Origin of the sequence: Streptomyces sp. V4I23, assembly GCF_030817975.1 — a bacterium.
Classification (GTDB): Bacteria; Actinomycetota; Actinomycetes; order Streptomycetales; family Streptomycetaceae; genus Streptomyces.
The window spans coordinates 4,289,204-4,301,602 of the sequence record NZ_JAUSZW010000004.1 but is presented as its reverse complement, the minus strand read 5'-3'; the positions used below and the strand labels follow the sequence as shown (position 1 = coordinate 4,301,602).

The 12,399-nt window shown below is 72.5% G+C and carries 11 protein-coding genes; 9 read left to right on the top strand and 2 right to left on the bottom strand.

The window, feature by feature from the left end; all coding sequences use genetic code 11:
- Positions 1 to 49 precede the first annotated feature (49 nt).
- The 5 genes from QFZ82_RS21820 to QFZ82_RS21800 all read left to right on the top strand — a co-directional run bounded on the left by QFZ82_RS21820 (position 50) and on the right by QFZ82_RS21800 (position 5,590).
- The gene (locus tag QFZ82_RS21820; protein ID WP_177150228.1) at positions 50 to 829 is read left to right on the top strand and encodes a response regulator transcription factor; all 780 of its coding nucleotides are present in this window, start codon (positions 50 to 52) and stop codon (positions 827 to 829) included.
- Positions 830 to 853: 24 nt separating this feature from the next.
- Positions 854 to 1,879: a LacI family DNA-binding transcriptional regulator gene (locus tag QFZ82_RS21815; RefSeq protein ID WP_307714752.1), complete on the top strand. Its 1,026-nt coding sequence runs from the start codon at positions 854 to 856 to the stop codon at positions 1,877 to 1,879.
- Between the two features lie 518 nt (positions 1,880 to 2,397).
- Complete coding sequence (locus tag QFZ82_RS21810) at positions 2,398 to 3,405, top strand: S1C family serine protease (protein ID WP_307714751.1); 1,008 nt, start codon at positions 2,398 to 2,400, stop codon at positions 3,403 to 3,405.
- A 20-nt stretch (positions 3,406 to 3,425) separates the two neighbouring features.
- On the top strand, positions 3,426 to 4,139 hold the full coding sequence (locus tag QFZ82_RS21805; protein ID WP_307714750.1) for a response regulator transcription factor: 714 nt from the start codon (positions 3,426 to 3,428) through the stop codon (positions 4,137 to 4,139).
- Entirely contained in the window at positions 4,136 to 5,590 is a 1,455-nt protein-coding gene (locus tag QFZ82_RS21800) for a cell wall metabolism sensor histidine kinase WalK (protein ID WP_307714749.1), read from the top strand. The genes QFZ82_RS21805 and QFZ82_RS21800 overlap by 4 nt, the downstream gene beginning before the upstream one ends.
- Before the next feature lie 33 nt (positions 5,591 to 5,623).
- Here QFZ82_RS21800 and QFZ82_RS21795 read toward each other — a convergent pair whose 3' ends face one another.
- Together QFZ82_RS21795 and QFZ82_RS21790 are read right to left on the bottom strand one after the other, a co-directional pair.
- Positions 5,624 to 6,496 (bottom strand): phosphatidylinositol-specific phospholipase C, encoded by an 873-nt coding sequence (locus QFZ82_RS21795; protein WP_307714748.1) that lies wholly within the window; start codon positions 6,494 to 6,496, stop codon positions 5,624 to 5,626.
- 152 nt (positions 6,497 to 6,648) lie between these two features.
- Positions 6,649 to 8,469 (bottom strand): bifunctional UDP-sugar hydrolase/5'-nucleotidase, encoded by a 1,821-nt coding sequence (locus tag QFZ82_RS21790; protein ID WP_307714747.1) that lies wholly within the window; start codon positions 8,467 to 8,469, stop codon positions 6,649 to 6,651.
- A gap of 546 nt (positions 8,470 to 9,015) precedes the next feature.
- On the opposite strand from QFZ82_RS21790, the gene mshD reads away from it, so the two are divergent.
- The 4 genes from mshD (at position 9,016) to QFZ82_RS21770 (ending at position 12,254) form a co-directional block, all read left to right on the top strand.
- The gene (gene mshD / locus QFZ82_RS21785) at positions 9,016 to 9,939 is read left to right on the top strand and encodes a mycothiol synthase (RefSeq protein ID WP_307714746.1); all 924 of its coding nucleotides are present in this window, start codon (positions 9,016 to 9,018) and stop codon (positions 9,937 to 9,939) included.
- Between the two features lie 100 nt (positions 9,940 to 10,039).
- On the top strand, positions 10,040 to 10,438 hold the full coding sequence (locus QFZ82_RS21780; protein ID WP_307714745.1) for a GntR family transcriptional regulator: 399 nt from the start codon (positions 10,040 to 10,042) through the stop codon (positions 10,436 to 10,438).
- Positions 10,435 to 11,316: an ABC transporter ATP-binding protein gene (locus QFZ82_RS21775; protein ID WP_307714744.1), complete on the top strand. Its 882-nt coding sequence runs from the start codon at positions 10,435 to 10,437 to the stop codon at positions 11,314 to 11,316. Before QFZ82_RS21780 ends, QFZ82_RS21775 begins: the two co-directional genes overlap by 4 nt.
- Entirely contained in the window at positions 11,313 to 12,254 is a 942-nt protein-coding gene (locus tag QFZ82_RS21770) for an ABC transporter permease (RefSeq protein ID WP_307714743.1), read from the top strand. Before QFZ82_RS21775 ends, QFZ82_RS21770 begins: the two co-directional genes overlap by 4 nt.
- Positions 12,255 to 12,399 lie beyond the last annotated feature (145 nt).

Genomic DNA, 12,399 nt, shown 5'->3' with positions numbered 1-12,399 from the left:
ACCGATCCGAAGACATGCACCGCACGACGATCCGGACGGGTGGAATCCGATGAGCTCTCTGCTGCTCCTGACCAATGCCCTCCAGCCGTCGACGGAGGTTCTCCCCGCCCTCGGGCTGCTGCTGCACAACGTACGGGTGGCCCCCGCCGAGGGCCCGGCCCTCGTCGACACCCCCGGCGCCGACGTCATCCTCGTCGACGGCCGCCGCGATCTGCCGCAGGTGCGGTCGCTGTGCCAGCTGCTGCGCTCCACCGGGCCGGGCTGCCCGCTCGTCCTGGTCGTCACCGAGGGCGGCCTCGCCGCCGTCACCGCCGACTGGGGCATCGACGACGTCCTGCTCGACACCGCCGGACCGGCCGAGGTCGAGGCGCGGCTGCGGCTCGCGATGGGCCGCCAGCAGATCACCGCCGACGACTCCCCCATGGAGATCCGCAACGGCGACCTGTCGGTGGACGAGGCGACCTACAGCGCGAAGCTGAAGGGCAGGGTCCTGGACCTGACCTTCAAGGAGTTCGAGCTGCTGAAGTACCTCGCCCAGCACCCCGGCCGGGTCTTCACCCGCGCCCAGCTGCTCCAGGAGGTCTGGGGCTACGACTACTTCGGCGGTACGCGCACGGTCGACGTCCACGTACGGCGGCTGCGCGCCAAGCTCGGCCCCGAGCACGAGTCCCTCATCGGAACCGTACGGAACGTGGGCTACCGCTTCGTCGCCCCGGAGAAGGTCGAACGGGCGGCGGAGGAGGCCAAGGCGAAGACGTCGGCGGCCGTCACCCACTCGGACGAACCTCCTGTGATCGAGGAAGCAGCCGTACGCCCTGCCCAGAGGTAGGTCACCCCGCGTAGACTTCGCGCCGTGGCCAAGGTGACGCGGGACGACGTTGCGCGACTGGCGGGTACTTCGACCGCCGTCGTCAGCTATGTCATCAACAACGGACCCCGGCCGGTCGCCCCGGCCACGCGCGAGCGGGTTCTCGCAGCGATCAAGGAGCTGGGGTACCGGCCCGACCGGGTCGCGCAGGCGATGGCCTCGCGACGGACGGATCTCATAGGCATGATCGTGCCGGACGCCCGGCAGCCGTTCTTCGCCGAAATGGCGCACGCGGTCGAACAGGCCGCCGCCGAGCGCGGGAAAATGGTGCTCGTCGGCAATTCGGACTACCGCGACGAGCGCGAGGTCCACTATCTGCGGGCGTTCCTCGGTATGCGCGTCTCGGGACTGATCCTGGTCAGCCAGGGCATGAGCGAGCGGGCCGCGGCCGAGATCGAGGCGTGGGACGCACGGGTCGTGCTGCTGCACGAGCGGCCCGAGGCGATCGACGACGTCGCGGTCGTCACGGACGACATCGGCGGCGCGCAGCTCGCGACCCGGCACCTGCTGGAGCACGGGCACGAGTACGTCGCCTGTCTCGGCGGCGTCCCGAACACCCCGGCGGTCGGCGACCCGGTCGCCGACCACGTCGAGGGCTGGCGCCGGGCGATGAAGGAGTCCGGGCGCTCGATCGACGGCCGGCTCTTCGAGGCGCCGTACAACCGCTACGACGCGTACCAGATCGCGCTGAAGATCCTGTCCGGCCCCGACCGGCCCCCGGCGATCTTCTGCTCGACGGACGACCAGGCCTTCGGCGTGCTGCGGGCGGCGCGGGAGCTGCGGATAGACGTTCCGGGCGAGCTGGCGGTGGCCGGCTTCGACGACGTGAAGGAAGCGGCGCTCACGGATCCGCCGCTGACGACGATCTCCTCGGACCGGCCCGCGATGGCCCGTGCGGCGGTGGACCTGGTCCTGGACGACGGCCTGCGGGTGGGGGGCTCGCGCCGCGAGCGGGTGAAGCTGTTCCCGTCGGGCCTGGTGATCCGCCGCTCCTGCGGCTGCAACGCCTGACGCGGCGGCGCGTCCGGGGGCGTGCGCCACGGGGGCGCTGCCTTGGCGCGACCGCGCACCACACCGGACGTGACTGCGTCCGCGACGCGATGCGCCTGCCGGGGCGCCGCCCCACGCCCCGCGCCTCACACGCCGGCGGGGCTGATTTCGCCCCCTGCGTGGCCGCAGCCACGAGCGCCACACCCCGCTGGGGCGCTGCCCCGGCCCGCGCCTCGGTCCCCCGTACGGCCCGGCTGCCGTGGGTGGTGCCCCCAGGGCTGAGGTCGCCCCGGCGACGCTGCCCCCGGCGAGCCCCACGCCGACGCCCGCAGGGCCGAAGGTGTCGCCGTGCCCACGGCGCAGGGTCAGGAGCGGCACGGAGCCGCCACCCGTCAGGGCCGTCAGGGCTGCCACCTGCCCGGGGCTCGGGCGGATCCCCGGGCAAAGACCGCGACCTTTATATCGGGCATACACGCTTCTGTCGGGCTTCTCAGCAGGCCCTCAGACTTCTCTCATCTCCGGCCCCGACAGTCGTTTCCATGAGCGACCACTACCGCCGAACCGGCGACGAGGGAACCCACCCCACCCCCCATTTCGGCGCCTACCCGCCGCCCCCGCCCCCGCCCCGGCTCCCGCCCCCGCCCGGCGCGGCGGCGCATCGGGCCGACCGGGCCAAGCGGCCCGTCGCGCTCGTCGCCGCCGTCGCCATCATCGCGGCGGTGATCGGCGGCGGCGCTTCCGCCCTCGTCGACCGGTTCGCCGGCGCCGACGGCGACGGCGACGGCGGCACCGCCGGCGGCTCCGTCGCCTCCGGCACCAACGTCTCGCAGAGCAGCAAGGGCACCGTCGCCGGCGTCGCCCAGGCCGTCTCGCCCAGCATCGTCGAGATCAACGCCACCTCCGCCGCCGGGCAGTCCACCGGCTCCGGCGTGATCATCACCTCCGGCGGCGAGATCGTCACCAACAACCACGTCGTCTCCGGCGCCGAGACGATCAAGGTGCGTCTCAGCGACGGCAGGACGTACACCGCCGACATCGTCGGCACCGACCCCGACAAGGACCTCGCCCTCATCGAGCTGAACGGCGCCAAGGGCCTGAAGGCCGCCGCCCTCGGGGACTCCAGCAGCGTGAAGGTCGGCGACGAGGTCGTCGCGATCGGCTCCCCCGAGGGCCTGACCGGCACCGTCACCAGCGGCATCGTCTCGGCGCTCGACCGTGACGTTACGGTCGCCAAGGAGGAGGACTCGGGCGGCCAGGACCCCCGCGAGAACTGGCCCTTCGAATTCGGCGGGCAGCAGTTCAACGGCGACACCGGCGACTCCAGGACCACCTACAAGGCGATCCAGACCGACGCCTCGCTCAACCCCGGCAACTCCGGAGGCGCGCTCATCGACATGAACGGCGAGATCATCGGCATCAACTCGGCCATGTACTCGCCCAGTTCCGCCACCGGCTCCACCGCGGGCAGCGTCGGGCTCGGCTTCGCGATCCCCATCGACACGGTCAAGGCCGACCTGGACGGTCTGCGCTCCGGCGGGGACAACTGATCGCGTGCGAGGCTGGGTCCATGACTGAAGGCGACCGCATCCTCATCGTCGACGACGAGCCCGCCGTGCGCGAGGCGCTGCGGCGCTCCCTCGCCTTCGAGGGGTACGGCACCGAGGTCGCCGTCGACGGCGTCGACGCGCTCGCCAAGGCGGAGGCGTACGCCCCCGATCTCGTCGTCCTCGACATCCAGATGCCCCGGATGGACGGCCTGACCGCGGCCCGCCGGCTGCGGTCCGCCGGGTCCCGGGTGCCGATCCTGATGCTGACGGCCCGCGACACGGTCGGCGACCGCGTCACCGGGCTGGACGCGGGCGCCGACGACTACCTGGTCAAACCGTTCGAGCTGGACGAGCTGTTCGCCCGTATCCGCGCCCTGCTGCGGCGCAGCGCGTACGCCGCCGCGGCCGAGGCCGCGGGGGACGAGGACGTGCTGGCGTTCGCCGATCTGCGCATGGACCTGGCGACCCGGGAGGTCACCCGCGGCACCCGCCACGTCGAGCTGACCCGTACCGAGTTCACCCTGCTCGAACTGTTCCTGGCCCATCCGCGCCAGGTCCTCACCCGTGAGCAGATCCTGAAGTCCGTGTGGGGCTTCGACTTCGAGCCCAGTTCCAACTCGCTGGACGTGTACGTGATGTATCTGCGGCGCAAGACGGAGGCGGCCGGTGAGCCGCGGCTCGTGCACACCGTGCGCGGCGTGGGCTACGTGCTGCGATCGGGTGGCCCGGAGTGATCGCACGCTTCCGTGCCCTGCCGCTGCGTTCCCGGCTCGCGCTGCTGGTGGCGACGGCGGTCGCGGCGGCGGTCGCTGTCGTCTCCACCGTGTGCTGGTTCGTCGTGCGCGGCAAGCTGTACGACGAGGTGGACGGCAAGCTGCACTCGGCGAACGAGAACACGCCGCTGCGGGCCATCGACATCGCCACCACGCTGAGCAGCTGTGCCCAGGAGACCTCCGACCCGGCCGATTTCCAGGGGCCGCGGTCCGACTACTACTTCCAGCTCGCGCGCGCCGACGACGACCGGCCGTGCGTCTTCGCCAGGAACTACGCCGGCACGGTCCGCGTCACCGCGGCCGACCGGGACGTGGCGCGGGCCGGAGACCCGGCGATCGAGGCGTATCGCAACGGCACGGACACGGAAGGCCGGTCGGTGCGGGTGCTGACCGTCGCGGCCGTCGCGGCCCCGCCGGGCGGCGGGGTCGTCCGGGACACGGCCGTCATGTACGCGTTCCCGCTCGCGGAGACCGAGAACACGCTGCGCGAGCTGGCCCTGCTGTTGCTCGTCGTCTCCGGCATCGGGGTGTTCGGCGCGGGCGCGGCCGGGCTGTGGGTCGCGCGCACCGGGCTCTCGCCCGTGGACCGGCTGACCGGCGCCGTCGAGCACGTGGCCCGCACCGAGGACCTGAGCGTGCGCATCCCGGTCGACGGGAACGACGAGATCGCCCGGCTGTCGCGCTCGTTCAACGCCATGACCGCCGCGCTCGCCTCGTCGCGCGACCTCCAGCAGCAGCTCATCGCCGACGCAGGCCACGAGCTGCGCACGCCGCTGACCTCGCTGCGGACGAACATCGAACTGCTCGCCCGCAGCGAGGACACCGGACGCGCGATCCCGCCCGACGACCGCCGGGCCCTGCTCGCGTCGGTCAAGGCGCAGATGACGGAACTGGCGTCGCTGATCGGCGACCTGCAGGAGCTGTCCCGCCCGGACAGCGCGGCCCACGGCCGCCAGGTGCAGGTCGTGGCGCTGCACGAGATCGTCGACGGCGCGCTGGAGCGGGCCCGGCTGCGCGGACCGGAGCTGAGCTTCGAGGCCGACGTCCGGCCCTGGTACGTACGCGCTGATCAGGCCGCCCTGGAACGGGCGCTGGTCAACGTCCTGGACAACGCGGTGAAGTTCTCGCCGCCCGGCGGCGCGATCGAGGTGCGCCTGCTGGACGGCGAACTGACCGTCCGGGACCACGGGCCCGGCATCCCGGGGGAGGAACTGCCGCACGTCTTCGAGCGGTTCTGGCGCTCGCCGTCGGCGCGGTCGCTGCCGGGCTCGGGTCTCGGGCTGTCGATCGTGGCCCGTACCGTCCAGCAGGCGGGCGGCGAGGTGGCGCTCGCCGCGGCGGAGGGCGGCGGAACGCGCGCGGTGATCCGCCTGCCGGGCGCCGCGACGCCGCCCCCGTCCACCGTTCAGTAGGGCGACGGCCGTAGCGGCGGTCCCGCTGCCCCGTCAGCCGTTGTGTCGGATGAGGGAGTCGACCAGTCCCGCGCGGGTGTTGGGGAAGTCCATGGGGACGATTCCGAGCCCGCGCCAGCCGCCCGCCACCGAGCCGTCGAGGAAGGCGTGGACGCGCGGGTTGAGGTTGTCGGAGTTCCAGCGCGGCGGCAGGTACGCCGCCGTGCTCACGTAGTTGACGAACAGCTTCCCCGGCTGCTCCACGGCCTTGCGGAAGTGCGCCTCGATCTTCGGGTACTTGGCGTTCGGCGCCGCGTTCCAGTCGTCCTGGATGTCGAAGAGCGCGCCGTCCGCGTACCGCACTCCGGGCAGGCCGCCGTTGTCGCCGAGGAGGACGACCCTGCCGCGCGCCTGGCCGAGCGCGGGGATGCTGTCGCCGATGCGGAACAGCGACCGCCAGCCCCGGCGGTCGAGGTAGTCGTCGAAGACCGCGCGGAAGGTCGCGTCGCTCTCCTCGGAGTACTCCTGCTTGACCCGCATCAGCACCGTCTCGGACGGGTGCGCGGCGAGGAAGTCTCGGCAGGCGACGAGGACGTCGCCGAACATCAGGTTCTGGTAGTACGGCCCGTGATGGATGGCGAACGAGCCGCCGGTCACCCGGCACCGGACGTCGAGAAAGCGGATGCCGCTGTTCAGTTGCTCCGCGACGGTCGTGTTCTGACACTCCGTCCACAGCCCGCCGAACCGGGCGCCCGAGTCGTGGGTGCCGGGAATCGTCAGGCGCTGGAGGGGAGTCGAGTCGGCGGCACCGGCCATCCAGTCCTGCGCGGACAGGGTGCGGCGCGGTGCGGCGGCGGCGTGGGGGGCGCCGATGAGGGCGGCGGCGGAGAAGGCCGCCGCACCCGCGAGAAATCTCCGTCGGTCCATGGCCGGGAGTATGACGCGAACACGACAAGGTACGCCAGGGCCCCGACGTCTCGCTCCGCCCAAAGGTCTGGACCGGCCGGAAAGCGCCCGCGGAAACGCCGATGGGGCGGCGGGCCCCCCGGACCGCCGCCCCACCGTCCTGCACCGACCGCTTACCGGATGACCGTGATGCGGTCCGCCGCCGGCGGCGCGATCGGCGCGGACGCCGAGGAGTTGGCCGCCAGGTAGGCGTTGAAGACATCCAGGTCGGAGGCGCCCACCAGCTTGTTGGTGTGCTCCTTCAGGACCGTGAAACCGTCACCGCCGCCCGCGAGGAACTCGTTCATCGCGACCCGGTACGTCCTCGCCGGGTCGATCGCCTCGCCGTTGAGCTTCACCGAGCTCACGACGACCCGGTCGGCGCCGGTCTTCGTCAGGTCCAGGGTGTAGGCGAAGCCCTTCGAGACCTGGAGGATCTTCGGCGACGCCTCGTTCGGGCCGCTGACCTGCTGCTGGAGCGCGGTGATCAGCTGCGCGCCGGTCAGGTCCACGACATTCATCATGTTGGTGAACGGCTGGACCGTGAAGGCCTCGCCGTACGTCACCACACCGTCGCCCTCACTGCCCGACGCCTTGTAGACCAGGTCGGAGCGGATACCGCCCGGGTTCATCAGCGCCAGCTGGGCGCCGCCCTTGTCGGCCGGGGCGAGGCCCGCGAGCTGCGCGTCCGCGATCAGGTCGCCGAGCGGCTTCTCCGGGGTCGTCGCGCCGCGGCCGTTGATGTCGGCGGAGATGAAGCCCTGGGGGCGGTTCGCGATCGGGGCGGCCAGCTTGTTCCAGCGCGTGATCAGGTCCGTCATGTCCTGGGCCTTGGCCTGGTCACGGCTGACGACGTGGTTCGCCGACTTCACCGACGTACGGACGATGTCGCCGGTCCGCCGGTCGTAGGTGAGCGTGGTGTCCGTGTAGAGCTTGCCGTACGAGGACGCCGAGGTGACCATGCGCGGCTTCCCGGCCGGGTCCGGGACCGTGCACACGTACGCCTGGTGGGTGTGGCCGGTGACCAGGGCGTCGACCTTGGGCGTGATGCCCTTGGCGATGTCGACGATCGGGCCCGAGATGCCGTCGCCCGCACCCGGCGAGTCGCAGTCGTAGTTGTACGAGGTGGAGGCGGGCGAGCCGCCCTCGTGGATGAGCGCGACGATCGACTTCACGCCCTTGCGGTCCAGCTCGCGGGCGTACCTGTTGACGGTCTCGATCTCGTCGTGGAACTTCAGGCCCTTGATGCCGTTGGCGCTGACGATGTCCGGCGTGCCCTCCAGGGTCACCCCGATGAAGCCGATCTTGACGCCGTCCTTCTTCCAGACCGTGTACGGCTTGAGGATCGGCTTGCCGGTCGACTCCCTGGTGACGTTCGCCGCGAGGTAGGGGAAGTCCGCGCCCTCGAACTCCTTGCCCTCCTCGAAGCAGCCGTCGGTCGGGTGGCAGCCGCCGTTCTGCAGGCGGGCCAGCTCGACGGCGCCCTCGTCGAACTCGTGGTTGCCCACGCCCGTCACGTCGAGGTCCAGCTTGTTGAGCGCCTCCACGGTCGGCTCGTCGTGGAAGAGACCCGACAGCAGCGGGCTCGCGCCCACCAGGTCGCCGGCGGCGGCGGTGACGGAGTACGGGTGGCCCTGGCGCGCGGTGCGCAGCGAGGTCGCGAGGTACTCGACACCACCGGCCGGGATCGTCTTGACCGTGCCGTCGGCCTGCTTCTCGGAGACGGTGCCGGCCGAGCCGGCCGGCGGCTCCAGGTTGCCGTGCAGGTCGTTGAAGGAGAGCAGCTGCACATCGACGGTCCGCGGGTGGTGGTCACCGGAGCCCTGCCGGTCGGCGCCGGTGGCGCCGGCCGGCAGCGCGGCCGCGAGCGCGCCGACCGTGGCCAGGCCGGCGGCGGCGACGAGCACGCGCCGGGTCCGCCTGTCCGCGCGGTGGTGGGGTGGTGTCGCTGACATCTGTCTCCTTGTCAGGTCAAACGGGGAGAGAGGGGCGAGCGGCAGCCTAGAGTCAACGCGCGTAGCGCGACAGGGGGATACGGGTTACGACCTGGTTGCCATCACTCAGGAACGGGACGTACCGGTCGAATTGACCGCGCGGGCCGCCATGCCCCTCCAACGCGGGGGGCATCGGCGGGCGGGGCGGGCCGCAGGCGGGGCCGTCGCGGGCGGGCGCGTCGCGGGCGGGCGCGTCGCGGGCGGGCTCGCCTCAGGCCGGGCGCGGCGCGCGTGGGGGCACGGCGCGGGTGGGGGCACGGCGCGGGTGAGGCACGGCACGGGTGGCCGCACGCGGGTGCGGCGCGTCCCGGCTCGGGGTGAGGCGGGAAGGCGCGTCGCGGGGCTCCCGCCTCGGCGGGCCGCGTCACTCCGACGGCGTAGCCGCCGTCTGCGGCACCCCCGCCCGGGTGCATGACTCGGCCACGCGGCCGGAGGCCGCCCCCGTCGGGTGACACATCCCGTGGCGGACGCTGCCCGCGGTGCCACCCACCGCCGTACCCTCGACACATGACGATCGACGCAGTGATTCCGGAGCCCGGCCGGCAGATCCAGTCCCTGGAGGAACTCACCGCCGAGCAGGCCGAGGCCGTGTCCGAGCTGCTCGCCGAGGCCGCCCGGTCCGACGGGATGCAGGCCGTGTCCGAGCAGGGCCGGCTGCAGCTGCGCGGCGGCCGGCGGGAAGGCGTACAGCACTTCCTGGTCTCCGTCGAGGGACAGCTCGTCGGCTACGCGCAGCTGGAGGACACCGACCCCGTCGAGGCCCCGGCCGCCGAGCTCGTCGTCCACCCGGGCCACCGCGGACGCGGCCACGGACGGGCCCTGGGGACGACGCTCCTCGACGCCTCGGGCAAGCGGCTGCGGATGTGGGCGCACGGCGGGAAGTCCGCGGCCCGGCATATGGCGCAGGTCCTCGGCCTGACGCTCTTCCGCGAACTGCGCCAGTTGCGGCGCCCGTTGAGCCCCCAGAGCATCCCCGAGCCGACCTACCCGCCGGGTGTCACCGTACGGACGTTCGTGCCGGGGCAGGACGACGCCGAATGGCTCGCGGTGAACGCCGCGGCGTTCGCCCACCACCCCGAGCAGGGCTCGCTGACGCAGCGGGACCTGGACGACCGCAAGGCCGAGCCTTGGTTCGACCCCAAGGGCTTCTTCCTGGCCGAGCGGGAGGGCCGGATCGTCGGCTTCCACTGGACGAAGGTGCACGCGGAGGAACAGCTCGGCGAGGTCTACGTCGTCGGCATCAGCCCCGACGCCCAGGGCGGCGGCCTCGGCAGGGCCCTCACGGCGACCGGCCTGCGCCACCTCGCGGCCCAGGGCCTGCCGACGGCGATGCTCTACGTGGACGCGGACAACCTGGCGGCGCTGCGGGTGTACGAACAACTCGGCTTCGTGACCCACGAGGTGGATCTCATGTACCGCACCGAGACCTGATCCGGCCCGCCAACCGGCAGAGGGGGCGGCGTCATTGACACCGCCCCCTCTCTTGCACCACCCTTTCACTACTCAATTAGTGAAAGGGTGGTGCAGTGACGTGGTCGAGTTCCGCATCGACCGGCGCAGTGGCGTCGCCACCTATCTCCAGATCGTCCAGCAGACCAAACAGGCCCTGCGCCTCGGACTGCTGCGGCCCGGGGACCGCCTGCCCACGGCCCGCGAGGTCGTCGAGGCCACGGCGATCAACCCGAACACCGTGCTCAAGGCCTACCGCGAACTCGAACGCGAGGGACTCGTCGAGCCCCGCCGCGGTCTCGGCACCTTCGTGACCCGGACCCTCGGCGGCCAGGCGGCCGGCACACCGCTGCGCGCGGAGCTCGCCGACTGGGTCGCGCGGGCCCGCGCGACGGGACTGGAGACGGACGACATCACCGCGCTCCTCGCCTCCGTGCTGGAGGAAGAGGAACCGCACGGACACAAGGGGGACGGCGCATGACCGCGACCGCGATCGAGGCGAACGGCCTCGGCAAGACGTACCGCAGACAGGGCCGCCCGGCCCTGCGCGACTGCTCGTTCCGGTTGCCCGCGGGGCGGGTGTGCGCCCTGGCCGGGCCCAACGGCGCCGGGAAATCCACCCTGCTCGCGCTGGCCGCGGGGCTCACGCGCCCCGGCGAGGGCGCCCTGCGGGTGCTCGGCGCCGAGCCCGCCTCCGTGCGTGAACACATTGCGTACGTCGCCCAGGACAAACCCCTCTACCCCCAGCTGACCGTCGCCGACACCCTCCGCCTGGGCCGCGAACTCAACCCGGGGCGCTGGGACCAGGCCCTCGCCGAGCGGATCGTCGAGGAGGGCGGTCTAGGCGCCGGCACCCGTGTCCGTACGCTCTCCGGCGGCCAGCGCACCCGCGTCGCGCTCGCCCTCGCGCTCGGCAAACGCCCCGAACTGATGCTGCTGGACGAGCCGATGGCCGACCTCGACCCCCTGGCGCGCCACCGGCTCATGGGCACCCTCATGGCCGAGGCCGCCGAGCACGGCACGACAGTCGTGATCTCCTCACACATCCTGTCCGAGCTGGAGTCGACCTGCGACTACGTCCTGCTCGTCGACGGCGGCCGCCTCCGCCTCGCCGGCGACACCGAGGACCTGCTCGCCGCGCACACCCTGCTCACCGGCCCCGTCTCGGACCTCGCGCCGCACACCGTCGTGGAGTCTCGTACGACAGGGCGTCAGCTCACGGCGCTGATACGCCCGCAGGGCGTCCTCGACCCCGTCTGGCAGACGTCGGCCCCCTCCCTGGAGGAGCTGCTCATGGCCCATCTCCGCTCCCCCGGGGCCCCCGCCCTGCTGACGACGGACGCGGCGGTGGCGGCATGAGTGCGTTGTCCCCCGGCACCGGCGGCATCCTGCGCGGCGCCGCCTGGGTCGTCGTCCGCCAGCACCGCACCCTCCTCGGCGTCGCGGCCGGGGCGCTGGTGCTGTCCGCCGCCGTCGCGGCGGGTCTGCGGATCTGGTTCGAGGCGACCCCGCCCGACGACTTCGACCGCAACCTGTTCCCCCGTTCCGATGTACGCAGCGCGCTCCTGGTGATCGTCGAGTACGCGGGCCTGGCCGCCATGCTGCTGCCGCTGCTGGTCGCGGCCGCCGTGGCGGGCCCGGTGGTCGCCCGGGAGCTGGAGAGCGGGACGTACAAGCTGGCCTGGTCGCAGTCGGTGACGCCGCTGCGGTGGTTCGCGACCAAGGTGACGGTCCCCGCCGTGACCGTCACGGCCCTCATGGCCGCCCTGATCGGCGTCTTCCGCCTGGCCTGGGAACCGGTGTCCACGAACACGCACCTGCGCTGGTACTCGCGCCATGTCTTCCTCGCCATCGGGCCTACGGCGATCGCCTACGGCCTGCTCGCGGTCGCGGTGGGCGCGCTCACCGGGCTGCTGGTGCGCCGCACGCTGGCCGCCATGTCCGTCGCGGGAACGGTGACGGGAGCCGTCCTGCTCGCCATGTCGTCGCGGTGGGGCAGCCTGTGGACGACCACGACCGGCACACGGACCGACCCGGACTCGTTCCCTCTCATGGAGGACCGGCTGGTCACCGACACCGGACTGCTCACCTCGTCCGGCGAGCGCCTCGGTGACATGTGCCTCGTCGTCGACCGCCCAGCCTGCTTCGCCGAGCACGACATCGTCGGTCGCTGGTACGACTACCATCCGGCATCGCACCTGTGGCCGCTCCAGCTCGTCGAGACCGGCATCGTCCTCACCGTCGCCGCCGTCGCCGCTTGCGCCGCGTTCCGGATCTTCCGGCGACGGCACGGCTGACGCCCCGGCGGGGCCCCCGCGTCCCCCCGGGGGGCCCTGCCACGCTTTCCCTCACGTCATGTCGTCGTTACCGGGCATTCAGACACTCTTGCGACCCTCGGCCAATGCAGCCCGCTGTGCCCGACTCCCCCAACGGGAGAAAAGC